Below are 26,092 nucleotides of genomic sequence, written 5' to 3'. Positions count from 1 at the left end.
TGTAGCCGCCCGATTGCCTCATGGAGTGATATGAAGCCTCGTTTCAAGGTTTTGCAATTGCAGCCTGACTACAACGTCAAACTCAATGATTTCGCCGATCTTGGCGAGCAGATCGTCAAGGCGTTGCCGACCGAGCGGTTTGAGGTGACGTCGGCCTTCCTCAGTGGGCGACCGCAGCCGGGACAGCCGTTGAGCGTGGCGGATCACTCCAAATATTTCGAATTTCCCGAAAAAGCGCTCAAGGGCATTCGCCTGGGCGCCATGTGGGAGATCTACAAGTACTGCCGCGAGCAGAAGTTCGACGTGGTCATCTGTAATCGCTTCAAGTCGGTGAACATGATGCTGTCGCTCAACCGCTGGTTGAAGATTCCATTGTGCATTGGTATCTCCCACGGTTTCGGCGAGTACGAGCGTGCCTATCGCCGGCGCCAGACGCGTCGTTTGGTCAGCCCGGCCTGGCGTTTTGTCGGGGTGTCGGCGGCGGTCAGGGATTACCTGGTCGGCCTCAACTGCGGCTTTACCCACGAGAACACCACCTTCGTCACCAACGCCATCGATATTCCGCAGGCCGAAGCTTTACAGTTGCCACGCGAGCAGGCGCGCCAGGCGCTCGGCCTGCCGCTCGACGCGCGGATCATCGGCGCATTGGGACGCCTGGTGCCGATCAAGGGCCATACGCATCTGTTGCAGGCGTTCGCGCGCCTCAAGGACAAATACCCCAACGCCCAGGTCGGCATCATCGGTTCCGGCCGTGCCGAGGCGGATTTGCGTGGGGATATAGAGCGCCTGGGGCTCACCGGCCGTGCCCATCTGCTGGGCTTTCGCGAGGATGGTCTCAAGTATGTGCGTGCCTTCGATATCTGGACCATGCCTTCCCTGCTTGAAGGCCTGGGCCTGGCGCTACTGGAAGGCATGAGCGGACGCTTGCCGGTGATTGCCTCCAACGGCCCGGCAATGCTGCCGCTGGTTGAAGGGGCGGGCGGCTTGTCCCACGAGCCTGGCAATGTCGAGCAACTGACTACTGCCCTGGACACTTACCTGGCCATGAGCGATGAGCAATTGCGCGCCAAGGGTGAACAGGTGTTCCGTTACCTGGAAGAAAACCACGCACTGGCTGAATTCCAGCAGAAGTACCTGAACCTCATCGAAACCGGTTTGAAAGAAGTAGGTAGAGCATGACCGCGCAACAACCCCTGGTCTCGGTGATTATCGCGTCCTATAACCACGGCCGGTATATCGAAGAGAGCATCCTCAGCGTGCTCGGCCAGACGTACCCGAATATCGAACTGCTGGTGGTGGATGACGGCTCCAAGGATGACAGCGTCGAGCGCATCCAACGCCTGCAGGCCGAGCACGGCTTTGATTTCCAGGTGCAGCAGAACCAGGGGCTGACCGCCACGCTCAACGGTGCCATCGCCCGCGCCAAGGGCAGCCTGATCGCTCCGTTCGGCTCGGATGACATCATGCTGCCGGACCGTATCGCCATCCAGGTGGCGTATATGGCAGACAAACCAAAGGTGGGCATGTGCGCCGGCAATATCGAGCTGATCGACGGTGATGGCAACCTGCACCCGGAGAAAAAACAGCGCCGCGACGTACCGTTTCGCAGTCTCGACTTCGACGATATGTTCATGGATCGCAAGCCTTTCCCGCCAGCACCAACCATGCTGATCCGCCGCGAAGTGCTGGAGGAGGTCGGCGGCTTCGACCCGCTGATTCCCCTGGAAGATCTGCTGATCCAGCTGAAGATCACTGCTGCTGGCTACACGATCGATGCCCTAGGCGTGGTAATGGCGCAGTATCGGCAGCACGCAAGCAACACCTACAAGAACCACCGCTACATGATCCAGAATATTCTCAAGACGTATGCCCAGTTCAGCGAACACCCGGCTTATGATGCGGTGCGCTACAACTTCCTGAACTCGATGTTCCTCAAGACAGCCGACCGTGACCGGCCATTGGCGCGGGAAATCCTCAAGCAGATCCCGCTGAAGTTCTGGGGGCGCAAGACCTTGCGTGGCTTGGTGCGGTTGTATCTGGCGCCTCTGAGGAAGTGAGGCGGTAGGCGAAATGAAAAAGGCGACTATCAGCAGTGATAGTCGCCTTTTTTATCAGGCGGCGGTGCTGGCCAACGCCAGTACGTGCTCGCGGATTTTCGCTGTGGCGCCTGGGCTGGCGACCGACGCATAACCTTTGGCCAACTGTTCAAAGTGAGTTTCGAACAGCCAGGCGCGGTCCTGCGGATAGCGCTGCATATGGCGAAGGTTGCGCTGGCGCAACGCGTTGCGCAGCGGTGACGGGTAGATGCGCAGGTCGGCGATATCGATCAGGCCGAACTCACCGTCTTCCATCAACAGCACGTTGCCCAAGTGCAGCGAGCGGAAGTACACGCCGCGCTCATGCAACTGGGCCATGAACTGGCCAAAGCGTTCGATCAGCGACTCACGCAGGCTGTTGTCCAGGCTTTGCAGGGCCTGGCGCAGGGTCAGGCCGGGCAGTGGCGTATAGCTGACGGCACTGCTGGCGTCGCGCAGTCGATAGACACCGAGAATCTGCGGCGTGGGGATACCCAGGGAGCGCAATTGCTCGGCGTTGCTGGCAAACCGTTCGGAGTAAGGGTTGAAGCTGCCTGAGGTATACCACCGGCGCGGGCGGAACACTTTGAGGAAACGACCGTCGGCCAGGCGCAGGACCTTCGGGCCCAGGCCGTCGGCTTCGATCACGTGGGCATCGGCGCACAATTGCTCGTAGTCTTCAGGCTGCAGGTTTTGTACCGGTATGCTCAGCAGGCTGCGGCGGCGCTGGGCGATGCTCAGGCCGGTGATGATGGCCAGTGGGATCCACAGCAGGAACCAGTGCTCCTTGGGCCGTGACAGAATGCCACCGCCTTCGGTCAAGCCGGCGCCGATGCCATAGGCAAGCAGCGACGAGGCCAGGATAAACAGGGGTTGTGCCCGTTCCTTGAGGCCTTTGTACAGGCCCCAGCCGAGCATGAAGATCCATGGGATAAAACCGATGATCCCGACGTAATACAGCACGCCCAGGGCAAAACTGTGCGGCTCGCGCAGCTCGTTGCCGTCGGCCAGGGTCAGGTACAGTTCGGAGTCATAGCTGTGGCCGATCCATGGATGTTCAGCAATGCGCTGCAGGGACATGCCCCACAATTCGAAGCGGAACGAGCTGCCGCGACTGGTGATCACCTCGGGGTAGAGCAGCAGAAGCCCTGCGGCGCCTAGGATCATGCCTGCGATCAGCCAGGCTGAGCGGCGGTTGCGGCTGACGAAGGTCATCCACAGGATGGTCAGTGTCAGGGCTACCAGCGGAGTGCGCGAGCCTGTGGCCAGAACCGCAGCAAGCATGACGGCCAGGGCCGGGGCGCTGAACCACAGGACTTTCAGGCGCTGGGTGGTCATGCAGACATAGAGCCAGTAGACGCTGAAGAAACCGAATAGATGAGAACTCAGCAGCGGGTTGTCGAGGGCGCCACGTCCACCGATCATGCGCATGCCCGGTTCGAAGCCTTTGACGAACGCCACCAGGTTGCACAGGCTCACCACCAGTGCAATTACAGCTGCACTGAAGAAGATCGGCTTGAACAGTTCGTTGCGGTAGTGCAGCAGCAGCCCGCAGCCGCCAAACAGCATGAAGGTATTGAGCGGGCGCTTGAACAGGTCGGTGTCGGCGGTGGGCTCGGGGCTCCACAGCAGGCTGGTCAGGGCCCAGGCGGAGAAGACCAGGAATGCGAGCGCCAGGGGCTCGCGCAGTAACGCTTTCAGCTCCCGGGGGCGCATGCACAACATGAACAGGGTCGGTACGCTGAACAGGATGTAGACGATTCGATGCAGTACGTTGCGGTTGGATACGAAGAACAGCGAACTCAGTAATAACAACAAGCCAATGGGCAAAATCCACAGGACCAGGAAGTCGAAAACGCGATTTGAGCCATAGATCAGGCGCTTGGAGTGCATACAGTAAAGCCATTCCATTTTGAGAAAGCCAACCATCTTAAAGTAGTGGCTATGTAATGTCGCTGGTCGGGTCCGACCAGGCTGTGGGTCATGCAGGGTGCAAGTACAACAGAGAAGCTGTGCTAAAGTCAGCCTCCTTTTTCAAAACGCCGCGTGATATGACCGACTCCAGTCCGAGCGCAAGCCCTTCGAGCTTGAAAATATACTTCCGCCTGCTCAGTTACGTTAAGCCCTACGCCGGCTTGTTCGCGCTGAGCATCGTCGGATTTCTGATTTTCGCGTCGACCCAGCCAATGCTGGGGTACATCCTCAAGTACTTCGTCGACGGCCTTTCCAATCCTGAAGCCGTGCTGTTCCCCAGCGTGCCATTCCTGCGGGACCTGCAATTGCTGCAGGCCGTGCCGTTGCTGATCATCCTGATTGCCGCCTGGCAGGGCCTCGGTTCGTTCCTTGGCAACTACCTGCTGGCCAAGGTTTCCCTGGGTCTGGTGCACGACCTGCGTGTGCAGTTGTTCAACAACCTGCTGACACTGCCAAACCGCTACTTCGACAACCACAACTCCGGGCACCTGATTTCCCGTATCACCTTCAACGTGACCATGGTCACGGGCGCGGCCACTGACGCTATTAAAGTGGTGATTCGCGAAGGCATGACGGTGATCTTCCTGTTCGCCTCGCTGCTGTACATGAACTGGCGCCTGACGCTGGTGATGATCGCCATCCTGCCGTTGATTGCAGTGATGGTGAGCACGGCCAGCAAGAAATTTCGCAAGCAGAGCAAGAAGATCCAGGTGGCCATGGGCGACGTGACCCACGTCGCGTCGGAGACCATCCAGGGCTATCGCGTGGTGCGCAGCTTTGGTGGCGAAGTCTACGAGGAAAAACGTTTCCTCAAGGCCAGCCAGAGCAACACCGACAAGCAACTGCGCATGACCCGTACCGGGGCGATCTATACGCCGGCGCTGCAACTGGTGATCTACACCGCGATGGCGGTGCTGATGTTCCTGGTCCTTTATCTTCGCGGTGATGCTTCGGCGGGTGACATGGTGGCCTATATCACCTTGGCCGGCCTGTTGCCCAAGCCGATTCGCCAGCTTTCGGAAGTCAGCTCGACGATTCAGAAGGGCGTGGCAGGCGCCGAAAGCATTTTTGAACAGCTGGACGAAGAGGTCGAAGTTGACCGCGGCACGATCGAGCGTGAAAAAGTCAGCGGTCGTCTTGACGTACGCAACCTCAATTTCACCTACCCAGGCACCGAACGCCATGTGCTCAAGGACATCAGCTTTACCGCCGAGCCTGGGCAGATGATCGCCCTGGTAGGGCGTTCGGGCAGTGGCAAATCGACCCTGGCCAGCCTGATCCCGCGTTTCTATCATCATGAAAGCGGCGAGATCCTGCTGGACGGCGTCGAGATCGAAAATTACAAGCTGCTCAACCTGCGCAAGCACATCGCCCAGGTGACCCAGCACGTGACGCTGTTCAGCGACACCGTGACCAACAACATCGCCTACGGCGACCTGGCGGGTGCACCTCGGGCGGACGTTGAAGCCGCCGCGGCGGATGCCAATGCCAAGGACTTCATCGACCAGTTGCCCAAGGGCTTCGACACCCAGGTCGGCGAAAACGGCGTGTTGCTGTCCGGCGGCCAACGCCAGCGCCTGGCGATTGCCCGTGCCCTGCTCAAGAACGCGCCGTTGCTGATTCTCGACGAGGCCACCTCGGCCCTCGACACCGAGTCCGAGCGCCACATTCAGGCGGCGCTGGACACGGTCATGCAAGGTCGCACCACGCTGGTGATCGCACACCGTTTGTCCACCATCGAGAAAGCTGACCTGATCCTGGTGATGGATGACGGTCGGATTGTCGAGCGTGGCACTCACGGCGAACTGTTGGCCCAGAACGGCTACTACGCCCGCCTGCATGCCATGGGGCTGGATGCGCCAGTTTCCGCCGACATCACCTGAGCCTCCCTTGTAGGAGCCGGCTTGCCGGCGATGAGCGCTTAAAGTCCATCGCTGACTTGAGGCCGCCATCGCCGGCAAGCCGGCTCCTACATTGCAAATCCCTCCCGCAATCCTCCTGTAACCCTGTGCTAATATCGCGCCCCTGTTCATTTTGTATGTGGGTTGCTCCATGAAGTTGTCCATGCCGCGATTCGATCAAGCCCCTGTCTTGGTGGTCGGCGATGTCATGCTCGACCGTTACTGGCATGGCGGTACCTCACGGATTTCCCCTGAGGCGCCGGTACCGGTAGTCAAGGTCGAGCAAATCGAAGACCGTCCAGGCGGCGCTGCCAACGTTGCCCTCAATATTGCCGCCCTCGGCGCCCCGGCCTCCCTGGTGGGTGTGACCGGCGACGATGAAGCCGCCGACAGCCTGGCCAATAGCCTGCGCGGTGCTGGCGTGCGCGCGCTGTTCCAGCGCATTGCCCACCAGCCGACCATCGTCAAGCTGCGGGTCATGAGCCGGCACCAGCAATTGCTGCGTATCGATTTCGAAGAACCCTTCAGCACCGACGCCCTCGCCCTCAGTAGCCAGGTCGACCAGTTGCTCGAAGGCATCAAGGTGCTGGTGTTGTCCGACTACGGCAAAGGCGCCTTGAAGAATCACCAGGAACTGATCCAGGCCGCCAAGGCCAAGGGCATTCCGGTATTGGCCGATCCCAAGGGTAAGGACTTCTCGATTTATCGCGGAGCCAGCCTGATCACGCCCAATCTCAGCGAATTTGAAGCCATCGTCGGCGGTTGCACCGATGAGCACGACTTGGTGACCAAGGGCGCGGCGCTGATGGCCGATCTCGACCTGGGCGCCTTGCTGGTGACCCGTGGCGAGCACGGCATGACCTTGCTGCGTCCTGGCCACCCGGCGATGCACCTGCCGGCACGTGCCCGTGAAGTGTTCGACGTTACCGGCGCCGGCGACACCGTGATCTCCACCCTGGCCGCCTCGATTGCGGCGGGCGAAGAACTGCCCCACGCCGTGGCCCTGGCCAACCTGGCGGCGGGCATTGTGGTGGGCAAATTGGGTACTGCTGCCATCAGCGCGCCTGAGTTGCGTCGTGCGATCCAGCGCTCCGAAGGTTCGGAACGCGGTGTGCTGACCATCGAGCAACTGCTGCTGGCGATTGACGATGCCCGCGCCCATGGCGAAAGCATTGTGTTCACCAATGGCTGCTTCGACATCCTGCACGCTGGTCATGTGACTTACCTGGAGCAAGCGAGCGCCCAAGGCGACCGCCTGATCGTGGCGGTCAACGATGACGCTTCGGTGAGTCGCCTGAAAGGCCCTGGCCGTCCGATCAACAGCGTCGACCGTCGCATGGCGGTGCTGGCTGGCCTGGGCGCGGTGGACTGGGTGATCAGCTTCCCTGAAGCGACCCCGGAAAACCTGCTGGCCCAGGTCAAGCCGGACGTTCTGGTCAAGGGTGGCGATTACTCCGTCGACCAGGTCGTAGGGGCGGATATCGTCAGCGCCTACGGCGGCAAGGTCAAAGTGCTGGGCCTGGTCGAGAACAGCTCGACCACCGCCATTGTCGAGAAGATCCGCAACAATGAGTAACGCTGATAAGTGGGTCCTGATCACCGGCGGTGCCGGCTTTATCGGTTCGCACCTGGTCGATGCACTGCTTGCCAAAGGCTATGGCGTGCGAGTGCTGGATAACCTGTCCACCGGCAAGGGCAGCAATTTGCCGCTGGACAATCCACGCGTCGAACTGCTGGAAGGTGATGTGGCCGATGCCGAGCTGGTGGCCCGTGCCGCTGTCGGCGCAACGGCGGTGGTGCACCTGGCGGCAGTGGCCTCGGTGCAGGCCTCGGTGGATGATCCGGTCAGCACGCACCAGAGCAATTTCGTCGGCACCTTGAATGTCTGCGAAGCCATGCGCAAGGCCGGCGTAAAACGCGTGGTGTATGCCTCCAGCGCGGCGGTCTATGGCAACAATGGCGAAGGCGCTTCGATTGACGAGGACACCACCAAGGCGCCGTTGACGCCCTATGCGTCCGACAAGCTGGCCAGTGAGTTCTACTTCGACTTTTACCGTCGCCAGCATGGCCTGGAACCGGTGATCTTCCGCTTCTTCAATATCTTCGGGCCCCGCCAGGACCCGTCATCGCCGTATTCCGGCGTGATCAGCATCTTCAGCGAACGCGTGCAGCAGGGCGTGCCGATTGCCGTGTTTGGCGATGGCGAGCAAACCCGTGACTTCATGTACGTGGAAGACCTGGTGGACGTGTTGGTGCAGGCCATCGAAGCGCCGGACGCACCGGTGGGAGCGATCAACGTGGGCTGGAACCGCACGACCACCCTCAAGCAGGTGCTGCAGGCGTTGGAAGAAATTGTCGGCAAGTTGCCGACGGTCACTTACGGGCCGGCGCGTTCCGGGGATATTCGCCACTCGCGGGCGAATAACCAGCGCTTGCTGGCGAGCTTCAAGTTGCCCGAGCCCACACCGTTGAAGGTGGGGCTGGAACGCTTGCTCGAAGGCTGAACGCAATCAAATGTGGGAGCTGGCTGGCCAGCTTCCACAATAGCCAGTTCCCATATCGCGTTGGCGTCAGGCCTTGGCTTTTTTCTTGGGCACAATCTTGCGCAGTACCCGCTGTGCCAAGCGCTTCAATTTCGACTCTTTCTCCGGCTCCGCCAAGCCCTGCTGGCGTAGCCAATCCTTCCAGCGAATCCGCTCCTCACGCACCAGCCAGCCTTCCTGCTGGGCGAAGCTTTCCGCCAGGTACAAACCCCGTGTACTCGCCGGGTACAGCTGGTCTTTCTTGACGGTGTACAGCTCGGCCAGAGGCTGGCCGTCTTTCAACGGCATCAGGTACAGGTCAGGACGCTGGCGGTCCAGGCGTGCCACCAGTTGATCGCCTTCCAGGCGCTCGTCCACATGGAACAGGCTCAGGGACTTGGCTTCCTTGGGCACTTCCAGACGCAGGTCATAGATCAGTTGCAGGGAGGCGGTGGGCAGGTGCACATAAGCGCGTGGGCGCTCGATCAATTGGGTGGTGGCGCAACGTACCGGGCGGGCGGCACCGGACAGCGGGCTGAGGCGAAAGGGCAGGGCTTCACGGTAATGCAGCGCTGCGGAATAGGGCGCGGGTAGCCAGGTGTCGTTGAAGCGTCCGCCCAGCCAGCCTTCCGGCGTCTCCAGCAGGCACTCTTCGGCGATTTCCTGGATGGCGGTGTGCAGCGGCAGGTTCAGTTCATGGGCGGGCACGTAGCCGGAGATCAGCTTGAGCACCACATCGCCACGGTCCTGGCGGCGTTGGCGCACCAGCACCCAGTAATCGCGGTTCTGCCAGTGCAAAGTCAGGCGAACCGATACGCCGAGGTTGGCCAGTTCCAGGGCGAAACGTTCTGGGTCGGCCACTTCCACCGGTTTGCGCCGTTGCAGGGTCTGGGCAAAGTTGAGCGGCATGCCGACGCTCTGGTAACTCAGGCCTTCGGGGGTGGCTTCGACGTGCAGCGGCAGTGTCTTGAAGTTGCTGGGGTTTTTTCTTATGAGCGTTCGCGGCATGTCGGCTCCTTCTTGCGACGGGGTCGGCCGCATGGGCGGCATCAGAGTTGACGAATGACCTGGGCAGCGGTCGCCACGTTATGGGCCAGGTGCAGCGGATTAATGGTCCCGACAATAGCACTGGCGACGCCCGTTTGCGCAAACAACAGCATGAAACTCGCACGAATTGGATCCATTCCAGGCTCCAGGCAAACATGGCCACTGGCCAAGGCCTTTTTCACCAGGATGCCTTTGCCGTGGGTCGCCGCATAATCAATGACGGCTTTCTCGGCCTGTTCGTTCAAATTGTAGGTGACCATGGCGCAATCGCCCTGTTCCAGAGCCTTCACCCCGCCTTCGACGGTTTTGCCGGAGAAGCCGAAACCACGGATCTTGCCTGCCTTTTTCAGCTCGGCCAGGGTCTGGTAGACCTCACAGTCGTTGAGGATATGCAGGTCGTTACCGTCGGAGTGCACCAGCACCAGGTCGATAAAATCGGTTTCAAGTCGTTTCAAACTGCGCTCGATCGACAGGCGGGTGTGGGCCGCGCTGAAGTCGTGACTGGACAGGCCATTTTCGAACTCTTCACCGACCTTGCTGACAATCACCCAGTCCTGGCGTTGACCGCGCAACAGTGGCCCCAGGCGTTCCTCGCTCATGCCATAGGCCGGCGCGGTGTCGATCAGGTTGATGCCCAGTTCGCGTGCCTGTCGCAATAGCATGCGCGCCTCGTCGTCACCAGGAATCTGGAAGCCGCTGGGGTACTTCACCCCTTGGTCGCGGCCCAGCTTGACGGTGCCCAGGCCCAGTGGCGAGACCATCAGGTCGGTGCTGCCCAGGGGGCGATGCAGGTCGTGCAGGGTGGGCAGGCTCATGGCAACAGTTGCTCCCAGGCAGGTACGCCGATGGCGGGTTTTGGCAGGTCGGGCAGGGGCTCGCTGGCGCTTGGGCGGATGCCGTCACGTTCCAGGCTGGTGATCACCCGATCGGCGAAGTCCGGCGCCAGGGCCAGTTTGGTCGGCCAGCCCACCAACAGGCGGCCTTCCTCGGCGATGAAGGCGTTGTCGGGACGGGTCAGGCCCGATTGCAGTGGCTCGGCACGGTCGACCCGCAGGGTCGCCCACTGGGTTTGGCTCATGTCGATCCACGGCAACAGCTGAGCAAGCTCTTTCTGCGCGGTGGCGATCTGCTCTTCCGGCGTGCGCGCTACGCCGTCGGCTTCGGCAATGTCGCCGCCCATGTACCACACCCAGTTGCCATCGGCGGCCGGGTGAGTGGTGACGGTGATGCGCGGCTTGGTGCCGCCGCCCAGGCAGTGGGCGTACAACGGCTTCAGGCCAGGCCCTTTGGCGATGATCATGTGCAGGGGGCGCGTTTGCATCGCCGGCTGGCTCAGCCCCAGCGCGGTCAGCAGATCCGCCGTGCCCGCGCCGGCACTCAACACGATGCGCTGGGCGCGGATCTCGCGGCCGTCTACTTTCAAACCGATGAGTGTGTTGCCTTCCAGCAAGGGTTCGATGTGCTGCCCAGCGAGCAAACCATCACCGGCCAGCTGGGCCAGTCGCTTGATCAGGCTCGGTACGTCGATAACCAGCTCTGCCAGGCGATAGACCTTGCCCTTGAAGCGACGGTCTTGCAGGGCTGGCGGCAGGTCGTCGCCCTTGACCTGATCGACACGGCCGCGCACGGCCTTGCTGGCGAAGAAGCTGGTGAGGTTGCCAGCAATCGTACCGGGCGACCACAGGTAATGGGCTTCGGAAAGCAGGCGCACGCCGGTCAGGTCCAGCTCACCGTTGCCTGCCAGCGCTTCACGCCAGCGGCGCGGCATGTCGGCAATGGCTTCGGAGGCGCCAGTGAGGGCGCCGTGCAGAGCGTATTTGGCACCGCCGTGAATGATCCCCTGGGACTTCACGCTTTGCCCGCCACCCAAGGTGGCGCTTTCCACCAACACCGTGGAAAACCCCTGGCGGCGCAGGCGCGCATTCAGCCAGAGGCCGGCAACCCCGGCGCCGACAATCAGAACGTCGGTGGAAATAACGGATGGCATGGGCGACCTCAGTGTTCAAGACAAGAGGCGCAGTATACAGGGATCACTATTTGTAGGAGCCCGGCTTGCCGGCGATGGCGTCTGAGAGACCGCCATCGCCGGCAGGCCGGGCTCCTACAGGTGTGTAGTTCAGTGCCCGGCGGTTTTCGAGAACAACTGGATCACCACCACACCCAGTACAATCAGGCCCATCCCCAGCATCGCCGGGATATCTAACTTCTGCCCGTAGATAAACAGCGCCGCGATGCTCACCATCACGATGCCCATCCCGGCCCACACGGCGTAGGCCACGCCCACCGGCACCGTACGCACCACCAGCGTCAGCATCCAGAACGCCACGCCGTAGCCGACGATTACCAGCAGCAGTGGAATCGGCGTGCTCCAGCCCTTGATGGCTTTCATGGAAACGGTGGCGATCACTTCCGAGCAGATGGCAATGGCCAAGTAGTAGTAAGCGACGTTCATGGGGTAATCCTCGGGGTAAAGCGATCAGATAAGGCTGGCATTCTAGAGTCTAATCAGATGGGGTAAAGTCATTACCTATCCGAATAAGAGATAGGTTGAGCCATGAGCGTGCAGTGGGATCTTGAGCAAATGCGTCTGTTTGTCAGCGTCGCCGAGCAGCGTTCGTTTTCGGCTGTGGCGCGTCAGCAGCGCAAGGCGCAGTCAGCGGTAAGCAATGCGATCGCGATGCTGGAGGCGGACCTCGGCGTCAGCCTGTTCGAGCGTAGTAGCGGGCGCCAACCACGACTGACCGAAGCCGGCAGCGTGTTGCTGGAGGAAGCGCGCGAAGTGCTGCGCCAATGTGAGCGGCTCAACGGCCGGGCGCTTTCACTGACGCGCGGCGAAGAGGCGTGTCTGCGCCTGGCCCAGGATGAGGCCATGTTGTTTCAGCCGGTACTCGACAGCCTGGAGGCGTTGGCGGGCAAATACCCGTTGCTGGAAGTGCAGCTATCCAGCGCCGCCCAGGGCGACGTGGCGCGCAAGTTGGTAGAGCGCAAGGCCGACCTGGGTCTGCTGTTCTACCACGACCAGATTCCCGAAGCCCTGGAGCGGCGTGTGGTCGGCAGTGTGGAGATGGTCACGGTGTGTGGCGTGAATCACCCGCTGGCCAAGGAAAAGTACGTGACGTGCCAGCGCCTGGCGCAGTTCCGCCAGCTACTGATGTCGACCCAGACCAGTGTCTACCCCGGCAGCGAAGCGGCCAGCCCGTTGGTGTGGCGCGCCGACAGTTTCTACGTGTTGGCCGAGTGGCTGATGAGCGGCCTGGGCTGGGCCTGGCTGCCCCGACATATCGTGCAGTACCCGACGTATCAACAACAAATGATCGAGTTGGACAGTGAATGGACGCCGCCGGCCCTGGTGGTGGAGTTGGTCTGGCGCCGCGACGAACACCTGGGACCTGCCGCACGCTTCCTGGCCAAACGATTTGCCGAGTGCTTGCAGGCGATCGACTGAAAAAGCCGATAAACTCCGCCGCCATGAATAGAACTCTCTACAGCTGTCTGTTTTACCTGGCGCTGCCCTTGGTGGCTTTACGTCTGTGGCTGCGTGCGCGCAAGGCGCCGGCCTATGCCGAGCGCGTCGGTGAGCGCTTCTCCTATGGCTTGCCGGTGATGCAGCCCGGCGGGATCTGGGTGCATGCCGTGTCGGTAGGCGAGAGCATTGCCGCCGCACCCATGGTGCGCGGGTTGCTGGCGCGTTATCCGACGCTGCCGATCACGGTTACGTGCATGACGCCCACCGGGTCCGAGCGCATCCAGGCGTTGTTCGCCAACGAGCCGTGCATCCAGCATTGCTATTTGCCGTATGACTTGCCGTGCGCGGCCAAGCGTTTCCTCGACCGTGTGCAGCCGAAACTGGCGGTGATCATGGAAACCGAGCTGTGGCCCAACCATATCCACGCCTGCGCCCAGCGTGGGATTCCAGTGGTATTGGCGAATGCGCGGCTGTCGGCGCGTTCGGCCAAGGGCTACGCGCGCTTTGCCAGGCTGACGGCGCCGATGTTGTCGCAAATGAGCCTGTTTGCCGTACAGACGCACGCCGAAGCCCAGCGCTTCCTGAGCCTCGGCGCTCGGCCGGAAACCGTCGAAGTCACCGGCTCGATCAAGTTCGACCTGACCATCGACCCCGAACTGCCCGTGCGGGCGGCTGCGTTGCGCGAGCAATGGGGCGCCAGCGAACGTCCGGTGTGGATCGCCGCGAGTACCCATGAAGGTGAAGATGAAGTCGTCTTGGCAGCCCATCGCCAATTGCTCGACAGCTATCCCAACGCAGTGCTGATTCTGGTGCCGCGCCACCAGGAACGCTTCGGGCCGATGTTCGAGCTGTGCCAGCAACAAGGTTTTGCCACCGTGCGCCGTTCCAGCGGCGAAGCGGTCACCGCGCAAACTTCGGTACTGCTCGGTGACACAATGGGTGAGCTGCTGTTTCTCTACGCCTTGGCCGACAGCGCTTTTGTCGGCGGCAGCCTGGTGGCGACCGGCGGGCATAATCCACTGGAGCCGGCGGCATTGGCCAAGCCTGTGATCATGGGCCCGCACGTATTCAACTTCCTCGAAATCACCGCGATGATGCGCGAAGCCGGGGCGCTGCGAGAGGTGGATGACGCCGAAGGCTTGGCCGAAGCCGTGCGGCAATTGTTCGAATTGCCGCAGGATGCGCGCAAGATGGCGCAGGCGGGTCTCAAGGTGATGCAGGCCAACCAGGGCGCGTTGAAGCGCTTGCTGGATGGCCTTGATCGACTCATCACCCTGTAGGAGCCGGCTTGCCGGCGATGGCGATCTTAAGGACGCCATCGCTGGCAAGCCAGCTCCTACAGAAGGTATGTCAGTAGCCGGGGCGGGCCTTGAGCTGCTCGGCCGCAGCCTTGGCCAGATCTGGCGGCAGGAAGTCGCGGTCCGGGTTGTAGTCAGCCTTGAGGTAGCGCGCCAAATCCTGCAAGTCGCCTGGATTCAAAGTGCCCGCCGCCTGCTTCAAGCGCAAGTTGTCGAGGATGTAGTCATAACGGCTGTTGTTGTAGTTGCGCACCGACGCATAGAGCTGGCGTTGTGAATCCAGCACATCGACGATGTTGCGCGTGCCCACCTGGTAACCGATTTCCGTGGCTTCCACCGCACTCTGGTTGGAGATGATCGACTGGCGGCGCGCCTGTACCTGCTCCACATCGGTGTTGACTGCACGGTGCAGGTTGCGGGTGTTTTCCACTACCTGGCGGCGCAGGCCTTCGCGCTGTTGCTCGGTCTGGCCAAGGCGTGAGTAGGACTCGCGCACTTGCGAACTGGTCAGCCCGCCGCTGTAGATCGGGATGCTCAGGCGCAGGCCGATGGTGCGTTGTTCCACATCGCCACGGTACGGCGTGCCGAACGCATTCGGGTTGCTGAAGCCCAGGGCGTCGTTGTCGCCTTTTTCGTATTGCGCCACGGCGTCCAGGGTCGGCGCATGCCCGGCCTTGCGCTGCTTGAGGGTTTCCTCGGCGGCGGTGACGGCGTAGTTGCTGGCGAGCAGGTTGAGGTTCTGGCGGCCGGCGGTTTCGACCCAGGCCTTGGCGTCGTTCGGCAGCGGCGGCAACACCGGCAGGGTGTGGACAATGCCCTGGATCGAGTTGTACTGGCGGTTGGTCAAGGTGATCAAGGCTTCGAACGCGTCTTCCACCTGGCGTTGGGCCAGGATGCGGTTGGCGCGGGCGGTGTCGTAGCTGGCCTGGGATTGCAGCACGTCGGTCTTGTCCGACAGGCCGACGTCGAAGCGCTCGTTGGACTGGTCCAGTTGGCGCTTGAATGCGTTCTCTTCGGCCTTGGTCGACGCCAGGTTGTCCTGGGCGCGCAGCACGGCGAAGTAATTTTCGGCACTTTGCAGGATCAGGTTCTGCTCGGTGGCCGACAGTTGCAGCGCGGCCTGCTCGTTGGTGGCCTCGGCCGCCTGCAATTGGAACCAGCGGTCGGCGCGGAACAGCGGCTGGCTCAAGGTGGCCCGCCAGGAATGCGCATCGCGGTTGGCGGTAGCGGCGGGCGTGTCGATCTGGGTGCGTACGTTATTGATATCGGCGCCACCGGTCAGGTTTGGCAGCAGCCCGGCGCGGGCCTGGGGCACTACTTCTTTTTGCGCGCCGTATTGGGCGCGGGCGGCGGCCAGGTCGGCGTTGTTGTCCACCGCTTCCTGGTAGACGCTGACCAAGTCAGTTTTAGCGGACAAGGGCGCTTCTGCTGCCCAGACCATTCCGTTGGTCGCACAAGACACGGCGAGCGCCAGTGAGAGTTTGCGCAGCATGAGGCGATCCCTAGTTTTAATATTACGGTGATAATTTAGCGCCCAAGGCTAAGGCGGCCCATTCCTGGCGTCAAGCACTGTAGCGGCAACCGAGTGTAGTGGTGCTGACTCGGCGCAACAATCCCGCAATCACGCCATTCATCACGCTGAATGCACCGCTATTGGCAATTTGCCCACGCCATGGTCTAGACTGGCCGCGTTCTTGTCGGGGTGCCTTGTTGGAAGGCTGAGATCGGTAAATACCGGATCCCGTTGAACCTGATCAGGTTAGCGCCTGCGTAGGGAACAAGATTTCTCGTCACCCGGCGAGTCCTCTTGTGCTTCGTCCGGGATGCTGTTCATTTATTGAACAGCCCTCGTGCACAGAGCACAGCACTGGTTTCAGTGCGTCCATCCGTCACAGGTTCGCTCCGACAAAAATCCACCGCCTGGATAAGTTGGAGAGCCCGTGATGAGTACAAGACCAAAAAATACCGTGCACCTGAGTGAGTCGGCCAAAGTCGACTCCGGCTCCGTGCAACCCTTTACCCGCTCGCAAAAAATCTACGTACAAGGCACCCGCCCGGACATTCGTGTGCCGATGCGCGAAATCAGCCTGGACGTGACCCCCACCGACTTCGGCGGTGAAATCAACGCGCCGGTCGTGGTTTATGACACCTCCGGCCCGTACACCGACCCTAACGTCATCATCGACGTGCGCAAAGGCCTTGGCGATGTGCGCTCGCCGTGGATCGAAGTGCGTAACGACACCGAGCGCTTGCCAGGCCTCAGCTCCCACTTCGGCCAGCAGCGCTTGAGCGATGCCGAACTCACCGCGCTGCGCTTCGCCCATGTGAAGAACCCGCGCCGTGCCAAGGCCGGCGCCAACGTCACGCAGATGCACTACGCGCGCAAAGGCATCATCACCGCCGAGATGGAATACGTCGCCATCCGTGAAAACATGAAGCTGGAAGAAGCCCGCGCCGCTGGCCTGCTCGACCAGCAACACGCCGGCCACAGCTTTGGCGCCAGCGTGCCGAAGATCATCACGCCTGAATTCGTGCGCGAAGAAATCGCCCGTGGCCGCGCGATCATCCCGGCCAACATCAACCATACCGAACTGGAACCGATGATCATCGGCCGTAACTTCCTGGTGAAGATCAACGGCAACATCGGCAACAGCGCACTGGGTTCGTCCATCGAAGAAGAAGTGGCGAAACTGACCTGGGGCATTCGCTGGGGTTCGGACACCGTGATGGACTTGTCCACCGGCAAGCACATCCACGAAACCCGTGAGTGGATCATCCGCAACTCGCCCGTGCCGATCGGCACCGTGCCGATCTACCAGGCCCTGGAAAAAGTCGGCGGCGCCGCCGAGGACCTGACCTGGGAGTTGTTCCGCGACACCCTGATCGAACAGGCCGAGCAGGGCGTGGATTACTTCACCATTCACGCCGGCGTGCTGTTGCGCTATGTGCCGCTGACCGCCAAACGCGTGACCGGCATCGTGTCCCGTGGCGGTTCGATCATGGCCAAGTGGTGCCTGGCGCACCACAAAGAGAACTTCACCTACACGCATTTCGACGAAATCTGCGAAATCATGAAGGCTTATGACGTCAGCTTCTCCCTCGGCGACGGCCTGCGCCCTGGCTCGATTGCCGACGCCAACGACGCCGCGCAATTCGGCGAGCTGGAAACCCTTGGCGAGTTGACCAAGACCGCCTGGAAGCACGACGTGCAAACCATGATCGAAGGCCCTGGCCACGTGCCGATGCAGTTGATCAAGGAGAACATGGACAAGCAGCTCGAGTGCTGCGACGAAGCGCCGTTCTACACCCTCGGTCCACTGACCACCGACATTGCGCCTGGCTACGACCACATCACTTCCGGCATCGGCGCGGCGATGATCGGCTGGTTCGGTTGCGCCATGCTCTGCTACGTCACGCCCAAGGAACACCTGGGCCTGCCGAACAAGGATGACGTGAAGACCGGGATCATCACCTACAAGATCGCCGCCCACGCGGCTGACCTTGCCAAAGGCCATCCGGGCGCGCAGATCCGCGATAACGCCTTGAGCAAGGCGCGCTTCGAATTCCGCTGGGAGGACCAGTTCAACCTCGGCCTGGACCCGGACACGGCGCGTTCGTACCACGATGAAACCCTGCCGAAGGACTCGGCCAAGGTCGCGCATTTCTGCTCGATGTGCGGGCCGAAGTTCTGCTCGATGAAGATCACCCAGGAAGTGCGTGAGTACGCGGCCAACCAGCGCATTGAAGCGGTGGATGTGGATGTGGCCAAGGGCTTGGCGGAGCAGGCGGAGCGGTTCAAGCAGGAAGGCAGTCAGCTGTACAAAAAGGTCTGATCCAGAGGCGGCGGTGACTGTGCCGCCGCCATCGCGGGCAAGCCCGGCTCCCACATTTGAAATGCATTCCGGTGTGGGAGCCGGGCTTGCCCGCGATAGCGATCTGCCAAACATCAAAGTGTCCCTCAGAGATAACACCCTTGAGCATTCAACCCAGCACCTACTCCCCAGACATCGCGGTTCCCGCTGACAAAAGAGTCTTCGGCGCCCGCGACCTGTTCTCCCTCTGGTTCTCCCTCGGCATCGGCCTGATGGTCCTGCAAACCGGCGCATTGCTCGCGCCGGGCCTGGGCTTGTCCGGTTCGTTGCTGGCGATTTTCCTCGGCACCCTGGTGGGCGTCCTGTTACTGGCCGCCGTCGGCGTGATCGGCAGCGACACCGGCCTGTCCGCCATGGCGGCCCTCAAGCTCAGCCTCGGCGCCAAAGGTGCGAGTGTGCCGGCGCTGCTCAACCTGCTGCAGCTGATCGGCTGGGGTTCGTTCGAAATCATCGTGATGCGCGACGCGGCCAGCTTGCTAGGCACGCGGGCCTTCAGTGACGGCAGCCTGTTCGCCAGCCCATTGTTGTGGACCCTGTTCTTCGGTGGTCTGGCGACGCTGTTGGCGGTCAGTGGCCCGCTGACCTTTGTGCGTCAGATCCTGCGCAAATGGGGCATCTGGCTGCTGCTCGCCGCTTGCCTGTGGCTCACCTGGAACCTGTTCGCCAAGGCCGACCTCGCCGCACTTTGGGCCAAGGCGGGTGACGGTTCGATGCCGTTTGCGGTGGGTTTTGACATCGCCATCGCCATGCCGCTGTCGTGGCTGCCGCTGATCGCGGATTACTCACGTTTCGGCAAGCGCGCCAAAAGTGTGTTCGGCGGCACGGCGCTTGGGTTCTTTATCGGAAATTTCTGGCTGATGGGCCTGGGTGTGGCCTACACCCTGGCGTTTGCGCCGAGCGGTGAAGTCAACGCGCTGTTGCTGGCATTGGCCGGGGCTGGCCTGGGGATTCCGCTGCTATTGATCCTGTTGGATGAATCGGAAAACGCCTTCGCCGATATTCACTCGGCGGCGGTTTCCAGCGGAATATTGTTGCGTTTGAAGGTCGAGCACCTGGCACTGGCTATCGGTGTGATCTGCACGCTCATTGCCTGCTTTGCGCCATTGGCCCAGTACCAGAACTTCCTGCTGCTGATCGGCTCGGTATTCGCGCCGCTGTTTGGCGTGGTGCTGGTGGATCACTTCATTCTGCGCCGTCGTAGCGCGGGTGCAGTAGCCAGTCTGCGCTGGCCGGCATTGGTCGCCTGGCTGGGCGGCATTGCGACTTACCACCTGCTGGCCAATCTGTATCCGGACGTCGGCGCGACCCTGCCGGCTTTGGTGCTGGCAGGGCTGTTGCAACTCATCCTGGGCCGGGCCTTCAGCGGCGCGCGGGCACCAGTTCAGGCTTGAGAATGCCGTCCAGGCGCGAGTAGGGAATCTGCAACTCGACGTGGCCCAAGGCATACGGCGCAATGGTGGTGGTGGGGTACTTGAGGATCACGCCACCGTAGGTGAGCGCCACGTTAGGGGTTTTCTGGAAAGGGTACTGTTTCACGTACTCCGGCTCCAGGCTCAGGCGGGTGCTGATCAGCCAGCTGTTATGGGCCACCTGGGCGGCTTTCCAGAACGCGTCTTCCTTGCCGGGCAACAACATGTCGGTGAGGGTCAGGGCTTTCTGCTGCTGGCGCGAATAGTTGATGAACGCACGGCCCGGTTCGCCGTGGGTGGCGCCCTGGTCCAGGTAGCTGGAGAGTTCGATGATCACCAAGCCGTCATGCTGCTCACGTACCTTGGCCTGCAAGTACATGCTGTTGCGTGGGGCGGCGGTGCGCAGGAACTGCTCGCTGTACGTCGCGAGGCTGCTCGGCAGCGGGTCGGTCTGGGTCATTTCCAGCAGGCGCTGTTCGATCAAGGCGTCCAGCTTGGGTTCCTTGGCAAAGTGCACCGTGTCGATGTTCACCAGCGGGCAGTCGGCGTTGGCGCAGCCTGGCTTGCTTTGCTCGGTGGCGTCGCGGGTGGCGTCCAGCGGGGTTTTGTAGCTTGGCTGGAACAGGCTTTGGCAGGCACCGAGGGTCAATGCGATGCAGGCCACGGAGGCGATTTTTAAAAGCGACATGTAGGGTCTTCGTCCGTCGATAAGAGCGAAATTGTGCAGCTTCGACTACCGGCAAGGCAGTCAGTTCGCCACTAAGCTGATTAGAGTGAGTTTGACGCCCGCCGTCTATCCCGGCAACTGGAAAGGGGCTGCATCTGGAGGCATGAGCGCGTTAGGATGGCGCCAAATGCGCAGGCTCAATGAGGAAGGGATATGACGGACATTGCAAAATCGACGCCGAGCACCATCGAGATTGTTCAGCGCGACAATGCGTACCAGGGCTTCTACAAGCTTGATCGCGTGCAACTGCGTCACGAGAAATTCGATGGCGGCATGAGCCGGGTGATCAACCGCGAAGTCTTCGTTCGTCATGATGCCGTGTGCGTATTGCCTTACGACCCGCAGCGCGACGAAGTGGTGCTGATCGAGCAGTTCCGCGTAGGTGCCATGGGCCGAACCGACAACCCGTGGCTGGTGGAGATGGTTGCCGGCCTGATCGACAAGGATGAAGAGCCGGAGGAGGTTGCACACCGCGAAGCCGAGGAGGAAGCTGGGCTGACATTCTCAGCGCTGTGGCCGATCACCAAGTATTTCCCGTCGCCCGGCGGCAGTACCGAATTTGTCCACTTGTACCTGGGCCGTTGCGACAGCTCGGGCGCCGGTGGCGTCCATGGACTGGAAGAGGAAGCTGAAGATATCCGTGTCACCGTCTGGGCTTTCGAAGATGCCCTGCAAGCGGTGCGCGACGGCAAAATTTCCAACGCAGCCAGCATTATCGCCCTGCAATGGCTTGCGCTTAATCGCGCGGAAGTGAGGGGGTTATGGCAGTAAAGGCACGGGAACGTTATCGAGTCGACCTGATCGGGTTGCAAGCGGCCTGCGAGGCCAACTATGCGCGGCTGATGCGCCTGCTCCCCGACATGCGCCATGCTCCCGAGGCGCGGCGTATCGGCGTGACCCACGGCGACCAGATGCTCGGCGTGCTGGCGCTGGAAGTCATCGTCAATTGCCCGTACACCACCACCCTGCGTGTGCGCCAGGAACACAGCCTGCCGTGGCTGCCGGTGCCGCAACTGGAAGTGCAGGTGTACCACGACGCGCGCATGGCCGAAGTGATCAGCGCCGAACATGCACGACGCTTTCGCAGCATCTATCCTTACCCCAACGTGTTCATGCACCAGCCCGATGAGAAAGCACAGCTCAATGTGTTCCTCGGTGAGTGGTTGAGCCATTGCCTGGCCCTAGGCCATGAGTTCGAAGTTGTGCGGTAGATGTGAACTGCATCTGCTTCCTATGGTTTCCTCTTGTGTCCTGCCCCAGCATAATCACGCCAAACGTCCATTCCTGTGATTGCCTTGGGAGAGCGCCTTGCCGAGCGTATCCACTGTGAGTCCCGATGCGCCCGCATTGCTGGTGCAGCTGTCTGATAGCCATTTGTTTGCCGAGGCCGACGGCACGCTGCTGGGCATGAACACCCGTGAAAGCCTGCAAGGCGTCATCGAATTGGTGCGCGCGCAGCAGCCGCACATCGATTTGGTGTTGGCCACGGGGGACCTGTCACAGGACGGCACGCTGGAGTCGTACCAGCAATTTCGTGACATGACCCGGCAGATCGACGCCCCGGCGCGCTGGATTCCCGGTAATCATGACGAACCGCAGATCATGGCCCGCGCCGCGGTGCACAGCGATTTATTGGAGCCGGTGGTCGATATCGGCAACTGGCGCGTCACCCTGCTGGACTCCGCTGTTCCCGGCTCCGTGCCGGGCTACCTGCAGGATCAACAACTGCAACTGCTCGTCCAGGCCTTGAGCGAAGCGCCGAACCGTCATCATCTGGTGTGTTTTCACCATCATCCGGTGTCCATCGGTTGCGCCTGGATGGAGCCCATTGGCTTACGCAATCCTGAGGCGTTGTTTGCCGTGCTCGACCGTTTCCCGCAGGCGCGGGCGGTACTGTGGGGGCATGTGCACCAGGAGATCGACCGCGAACGCAACGGCGTACGCCTGCTGGCATCGCCGTCCACCTGCATCCAGTTCGCACCGGGCAGCGAGGATTTCAAGGTCAGCGAGCAGGCGCCGGGCTACCGCTGGCTGCGGCTGCATGCCGACGGACGGTTGGAAACGGGCGTAGAACGCTTGGCCGGCTTCGTGTTTACAGTGGATTACGGTAGCAACGGCTACTGAGATTTACCTGTAAACTGCGCCTTTTTTGGCGCAAGCACGGAGAGCCCGGCATGTCCGCTTCGATCCTGTATATCCACGGTTTCAACAGTGCGCCGGCGTCCAATAAGGCCAGCCAACTGATCACCGTGATGGACACTCTCGGCCTGGCCGACCAACTGCGCGTACCGGCCCTGCATCACCATCCCCGTCAGGCGATTCCGCAATTGGAAGCAGCGATCGCCGAGCTGGGGCGGCCACTGCTGGTCGGCAGCTCACTCGGCGGCTACTATGCAACCCATCTTGCCGAGCGCCATGGCCTCAAGGCGTTGCTGGTGAACCCGGCGGTCAGCCCTCATCGGATGTTCGACGGTTACCTGGGCACCCAGAAGAACCTCTACACCGATGAAACCTGGGAACTGACCCACGACCACGTTACGGCGCTGGCCGAGCTGGAAGTACCGGCTCCCCAGGATGCCGCGCGGTATCAGGTGTGGTTGCAGACCGGGGATGAAACCCTGGATTATCGCCTCGCCCAGCAGTACTACCGGGCCTGTGCCTTGCGCATCCAGGCCGGGGGCGACCATGGTTACCAAGGGTTCGCCCAGCAATTGCCGGCCATGTTGAGCTTTGCCGGCATTGGCGCAGATCAGTATCAATCCTTCGATTTTTCTTCATTGTAAGAATCGCAGGTCACTTTTTAATCGAACGACTCACGACGAGACCCCATGGCCACTCCCAGCGCTAGCTCTTATAACGCCGACGCCATCGAAGTCCTCTCGGGCCTCGACCCGGTGCGCAAACGCCCCGGCATGTACACCGACACCAGTCGGCCGAACCACCTTGCCCAGGAAGTCATCGACAACAGCGTCGATGAAGCCCTGGCCGGCCACGCCAAGTCGGTGCATGTCATTCTCCACGCTGACCACTCCCTGGAAGTGTCCGACGATGGTCGCGGCATGCCGGTGGACATCCACCCGGAAGAGGGTGTGTCGGGCGTCGAGCTGATCCTCACCAAGCTCCATGCGGGCGGCAAGTTCTCCAACAAGAACTACCAGTTCTCCGGCGGTCTGCATGGCGTGGGTATTTCGGTGGTCAACGCCTTGTCCACGCTGGTGCGGGTCAAGGTCAAGCGCGACGGCAACGAGTACCAGATGACCTTCGCCGATGGCTACAAAGCCACCGACCTGGAAGTGATCGGCACCGTGGGCAAGCGCAACACCGGCACCAGCGTGTACTTTGCGCCGGATCCGAAATACTTCGATTCGCCGAAATTCTCCATCAGCCGCCTCAAGCACGTGCTCAAGGCCAAGGCTGTACTGTGCCCAGGCCTGCTGGTGACCTTTGAAGACAAAGGCACCGGTGAGAAGGTCGAGTGGCACTATGAAGACGGCCTGCGTTCGTACCTGGAAGACTCCGTCAGCGACTTCGAGCGCCTGCCCAACGAGCCGTTCTGCGGCAGTTTGGCCGGTAATAAAGAAGCTGTGGACTGGGCGCTGCTGTGGTTGCCGGAAGGTGGCGACAGCGTGCAGGAAAGCTACGTCAACCTGATCCCGACGGCCCAGGGCGGCACCCACGTCAACGGTTTGCGCCAGGGCTTGCTGGATGCCATGCGCGAATTCTGCGAATACCGCAGCCTGCTGCCGCGCGGTGTGAAGCTGGCGCCGGAAGACGTGTGGGAGCGCATCGCGTTCGTGCTGTCGATGAAAATGCAGGAGCCGCAGTTCTCCGGCCAGACCAAAGAGCGCCTGTCGTCCCGCGAGGCGGCGGCGTTTGTCTCAGGCGTGGTCAAGGATGCCTTCAGCCTGTGGCTCAACGAGCATCCTGAATTGGGCCTGGCCCTGGCGGAGTTGGCGATCAACAACGCCGGTCGTCGTTTGAAGGCCAGCAAGAAGGTCGAGCGCAAGCGCATCACCCAGGGCCCGGCATTGCCCGGCAAGCTGGCCGATTGCGCCGGGCAAGACCCGATGCGCTCCGAGCTGTTCCTGGTGGAAGGTGACTCCGCCGGCGGTTCCGCCAAGCAAGCGCGGGACAAGGAATTCCAGGCGATCCTGCCGTTGCGCGGCAAGATCCTCAACACCTGGGAAGTCGATGGCAGCGAAGTCCTGGCCAGCCAGGAGGTGCACAACATCGCCGTGGCCATTGGCGTTGATCCCGGCGCAGCGGACATGAGCCAACTGCGCTACGGCAAGATCTGCATCCTCGCCGACGCCGACTCCGACGGCCTGCACATCGCCACGCTGCTGTGCGCGTTGTTCGTTCAGCACTTCCGCCCGTTGGTGGATGCCGGTCACGTCTACGTTGCGATGCCGCCGTTATATCGGATCGACCTGGGCAAGGAGATTTACTACGCCCTGGACGAAGCCGAGCGCGATGGCATCCTCGATCGCCTGGTCGCCGAGAAGAAACGCGGCAAGCCACAGGTCACGCGATTCAAGGGCCTGGGTGAAATGAACCCGCCGCAGCTGCGCGAAACCACCATGGATCCGAATACCCGGCGCCTGGTGCAGTTGACCTTGGAAGACTACGCCGCCACGTCGGAAATGATGGACATGCTGCTGGCGAAGAAACGCGCGCCTGACCGTAAGTCCTGGCTGGAGTCCAAAGGCAACCTGGCCGAGGTTCTGGGCTGATGCGCACAGGTTTCGCCCTGGCGATCCTGATGTTGAGCGGGGTGGTGGCTACCACGGTAGTTGCCGCGCCCGTGGCTGAGCTAAAGCTGATGTCCGAACACCCGGTGGACGGCATGCGCGGCGGTAACCTGTCGGGCCTGGCCTTGTGTGGCAAGGAGTTGTGGACGGTTTCCGACCGCGATGACGACCAGATCTACCGCCTGGATGTCAGTGCGCCAACCTGGCAGGCCGAGGCGGTAAAGATCGACGTACCACCGGTGCCGGAATCCGGACTGCCGTGGGGTTTGCGTTCGCGCACCAAGGCTGCATCGTTCATTCGCGGTGGCGATTTGGACTTTGAAGGCATCACCTGCGATGCCGCCGGCAACCGCTACGTAGTCAGCGAAGCCCATGCGGCGGTGCTGCAAGTGCCGGTGACGGGTTCGCCTGAGTGGTTGAAGATCGCGCCGGGCATGGTGCGTGAAGCGCGGGCCAGCGGCATGTTGCTGCACTTCAACGCCTTGTTTGAAGGCCTCGCGATCAATCCCGAAGGCAATCAGATTTGGCTGGCAGCCGAGCGCGAACGACGGGGGCTAATTTCGATCAAGCGTCCGCAAAGCCTGTGGGATTGTGACGGCCCCTGCGTATTGTTGAGCGAAGCCGGCCAGGAAGTGCAACCGGCCCAGTTCCCGAACCCCAAGGCGGTGTCCAAGGACTTCGCCGACCTGGCGCTGTTCAACGGAAAGCTGTTTACCCTGGAGCGCAATGCGTTCCAGATTTGCCGGCGTGATGCGGTCACGGCCAAGGTCGAACTGTGCTGGTCGTTTGCCGACGAGACCCTGACGCCCGAGCGGCGTTATCCTCAGCCCTATGGCCTGGCAGAAGCCCTGGTGGTGGACGCCGACGGTGCCTGGCTGGGCATCGACAACAATTTCGGCCCGCGTGCCGATGGTGAAAAGCGCCCCGTGGTCTATCGTTTCGCCGCCCCTGTCGGTGGCTGGAGCGCTCGCCCATGAGCCCCTGTTTTTTTGAATTGACCCGGTGCAGCGGCAGTTCCGCAGCACCTTACCCGACCATGATGAGGCCCGC

At 61.5% G+C, this 26,092-nt stretch carries 22 protein-coding genes and 1 riboswitch; of the genes, 15 read left to right on the top strand and 7 right to left on the bottom strand.

What is annotated here, in order from left to right; genetic code table 11:
- Positions 1-30 precede the first annotated feature (30 nt).
- Complete coding sequence (locus ACP7C6_RS20280) at positions 31-1,179, top strand: glycosyltransferase family 4 protein (protein ID WP_068932706.1); 1,149 nt, start codon at positions 31-33, stop codon at positions 1,177-1,179.
- Positions 1,176-2,057, top strand: coding sequence for a glycosyltransferase (locus ACP7C6_RS20275; protein WP_028615481.1), 882 nt, complete (start codon positions 1,176-1,178; stop codon positions 2,055-2,057). The genes ACP7C6_RS20280 and ACP7C6_RS20275 overlap by 4 nt, the downstream gene beginning before the upstream one ends.
- Positions 2,058-2,111: 54 nt before the next feature.
- Here ACP7C6_RS20275 and ACP7C6_RS20270 read toward each other — a convergent pair whose 3' ends face one another.
- Complete coding sequence (locus tag ACP7C6_RS20270) at positions 2,112-3,968, bottom strand: O-antigen ligase family protein (protein WP_426109159.1); 1,857 nt, start codon at positions 3,966-3,968, stop codon at positions 2,112-2,114.
- Positions 3,969-4,126: 158 nt separating this feature from the next.
- Here ACP7C6_RS20270 and msbA point away from each other — a divergent pair, with 158 nt between their 5' ends.
- The 3 genes from msbA to ACP7C6_RS20255 all read left to right on the top strand — a co-directional run bounded on the left by msbA (position 4,127) and on the right by ACP7C6_RS20255 (position 8,454).
- Positions 4,127-5,932, top strand: coding sequence for a lipid A export permease/ATP-binding protein MsbA (gene msbA, locus ACP7C6_RS20265; RefSeq protein WP_426109158.1), 1,806 nt, complete (start codon positions 4,127-4,129; stop codon positions 5,930-5,932).
- A 169-nt stretch (positions 5,933-6,101) separates the two neighbouring features.
- A complete protein-coding gene (hldE, locus tag ACP7C6_RS20260; RefSeq protein WP_016975611.1) occupies positions 6,102-7,526 on the top strand; it encodes a bifunctional D-glycero-beta-D-manno-heptose-7-phosphate kinase/D-glycero-beta-D-manno-heptose 1-phosphate adenylyltransferase HldE in 1,425 nt (474 codons plus the stop codon).
- Positions 7,519-8,454, top strand: coding sequence for an NAD-dependent epimerase/dehydratase family protein (locus tag ACP7C6_RS20255; protein ID WP_028615484.1), 936 nt, complete (start codon positions 7,519-7,521; stop codon positions 8,452-8,454). The genes hldE and ACP7C6_RS20255 overlap by 8 nt, the downstream gene beginning before the upstream one ends.
- 66 nt (positions 8,455-8,520) lie before the next feature.
- Here ACP7C6_RS20255 and ACP7C6_RS20250 read toward each other — a convergent pair whose 3' ends face one another.
- The 4 genes from ACP7C6_RS20250 to ACP7C6_RS20235 all read right to left on the bottom strand — a co-directional run bounded on the left by ACP7C6_RS20250 (position 8,521) and on the right by ACP7C6_RS20235 (position 11,971).
- A complete protein-coding gene (locus ACP7C6_RS20250) occupies positions 8,521-9,480 on the bottom strand; it encodes a hypothetical protein (RefSeq protein ID WP_028615485.1) in 960 nt (319 codons plus the stop codon).
- Between the two features lie 41 nt (positions 9,481-9,521).
- The gene (locus ACP7C6_RS20245) at positions 9,522-10,334 is read right to left on the bottom strand and encodes an aldo/keto reductase (RefSeq protein ID WP_426109157.1); all 813 of its coding nucleotides are present in this window, start codon (positions 10,332-10,334) and stop codon (positions 9,522-9,524) included.
- On the bottom strand, positions 10,331-11,506 hold the full coding sequence (locus ACP7C6_RS20240; protein WP_028615487.1) for an NAD(P)/FAD-dependent oxidoreductase: 1,176 nt from the start codon (positions 11,504-11,506) through the stop codon (positions 10,331-10,333). The genes ACP7C6_RS20245 and ACP7C6_RS20240 overlap by 4 nt, the downstream gene beginning before the upstream one ends.
- Positions 11,507-11,635: 129 nt before the next feature.
- Positions 11,636-11,971, bottom strand: coding sequence for a DMT family transporter (locus tag ACP7C6_RS20235; RefSeq protein ID WP_010213655.1), 336 nt, complete (start codon positions 11,969-11,971; stop codon positions 11,636-11,638).
- Between the two features lie 102 nt (positions 11,972-12,073).
- Between ACP7C6_RS20235 and ACP7C6_RS20230 the strand changes: the two genes are divergently transcribed.
- Both ACP7C6_RS20230 and waaA read left to right on the top strand, forming a co-directional pair.
- Complete coding sequence (locus ACP7C6_RS20230) at positions 12,074-12,964, top strand: LysR family transcriptional regulator (protein ID WP_122685827.1); 891 nt, start codon at positions 12,074-12,076, stop codon at positions 12,962-12,964.
- A gap of 23 nt (positions 12,965-12,987) precedes the next feature.
- The gene (waaA, locus tag ACP7C6_RS20225) at positions 12,988-14,265 is read left to right on the top strand and encodes a lipid IV(A) 3-deoxy-D-manno-octulosonic acid transferase (protein WP_426109156.1); all 1,278 of its coding nucleotides are present in this window, start codon (positions 12,988-12,990) and stop codon (positions 14,263-14,265) included.
- A 70-nt stretch (positions 14,266-14,335) separates the two neighbouring features.
- Here the strand turns inward: waaA and ACP7C6_RS20220 are convergent, their stop codons facing one another.
- Positions 14,336-15,775: a TolC family outer membrane protein gene (locus tag ACP7C6_RS20220; protein ID WP_028615490.1), complete on the bottom strand. Its 1,440-nt coding sequence runs from the start codon at positions 15,773-15,775 to the stop codon at positions 14,336-14,338.
- A 196-nt stretch (positions 15,776-15,971) separates the two neighbouring features.
- A riboswitch (TPP riboswitch) is annotated at positions 15,972-16,077 on the top strand.
- 149 nt (positions 16,078-16,226) lie between these two features.
- Here ACP7C6_RS20220 and thiC point away from each other — a divergent pair.
- Entirely contained in the window at positions 16,227-18,116 is a 1,890-nt protein-coding gene (thiC, locus tag ACP7C6_RS20215; RefSeq protein ID WP_426109155.1) for a phosphomethylpyrimidine synthase ThiC, read from the top strand.
- Positions 18,117-18,256: 140 nt separating this feature from the next.
- Positions 18,257-19,546, top strand: coding sequence for a putative hydroxymethylpyrimidine transporter CytX (gene cytX, locus ACP7C6_RS20210; protein ID WP_028615492.1), 1,290 nt, complete (start codon positions 18,257-18,259; stop codon positions 19,544-19,546).
- Here cytX and ACP7C6_RS20205 read toward each other — a convergent pair.
- Complete coding sequence (locus ACP7C6_RS20205) at positions 19,515-20,252, bottom strand: RsiV family protein (RefSeq protein ID WP_426109154.1); 738 nt, start codon at positions 20,250-20,252, stop codon at positions 19,515-19,517. The two genes, cytX and ACP7C6_RS20205, sit on opposite strands and share 32 nt — an antisense overlap.
- Before the next feature lie 192 nt (positions 20,253-20,444).
- Here ACP7C6_RS20205 and ACP7C6_RS20200 point away from each other — a divergent pair, with 192 nt between their 5' ends.
- From ACP7C6_RS20200 to ACP7C6_RS20175, 6 genes are all read left to right on the top strand, one after another.
- A complete protein-coding gene (locus ACP7C6_RS20200; RefSeq protein ID WP_028615494.1) occupies positions 20,445-21,062 on the top strand; it encodes an NUDIX domain-containing protein in 618 nt (205 codons plus the stop codon).
- Complete coding sequence (locus ACP7C6_RS20195; RefSeq protein ID WP_003171323.1) at positions 21,053-21,502, top strand: DUF1249 domain-containing protein; 450 nt, start codon at positions 21,053-21,055, stop codon at positions 21,500-21,502. Before ACP7C6_RS20200 ends, ACP7C6_RS20195 begins: the two co-directional genes overlap by 10 nt.
- Positions 21,503-21,599: 97 nt before the next feature.
- The gene (gene cpdA / locus ACP7C6_RS20190; protein ID WP_028615495.1) at positions 21,600-22,415 is read left to right on the top strand and encodes a 3',5'-cyclic-AMP phosphodiesterase; all 816 of its coding nucleotides are present in this window, start codon (positions 21,600-21,602) and stop codon (positions 22,413-22,415) included.
- A gap of 50 nt (positions 22,416-22,465) precedes the next feature.
- Complete coding sequence (locus tag ACP7C6_RS20185; protein ID WP_028615496.1) at positions 22,466-23,074, top strand: YqiA/YcfP family alpha/beta fold hydrolase; 609 nt, start codon at positions 22,466-22,468, stop codon at positions 23,072-23,074.
- Positions 23,075-23,119: 45 nt separating this feature from the next.
- Positions 23,120-25,024: a DNA topoisomerase IV subunit B gene (gene parE / locus ACP7C6_RS20180; RefSeq protein ID WP_028615497.1), complete on the top strand. Its 1,905-nt coding sequence runs from the start codon at positions 23,120-23,122 to the stop codon at positions 25,022-25,024.
- Entirely contained in the window at positions 25,024-26,019 is a 996-nt protein-coding gene (locus ACP7C6_RS20175; RefSeq protein WP_426109153.1) for an esterase-like activity of phytase family protein, read from the top strand. The genes parE and ACP7C6_RS20175 overlap by 1 nt, the downstream gene beginning before the upstream one ends.
- The last annotated feature ends 73 nt before the right edge of the window (positions 26,020-26,092 follow it).

This window comes from Pseudomonas sp. TWR1-1-4 (assembly GCF_049897165.1).
In the GTDB taxonomy this organism is placed as follows: domain Bacteria; phylum Pseudomonadota; class Gammaproteobacteria; order Pseudomonadales; family Pseudomonadaceae; genus Aquipseudomonas; species Aquipseudomonas canadensis.
This window is presented reverse-complemented; position numbering and strand designations above follow the sequence as displayed.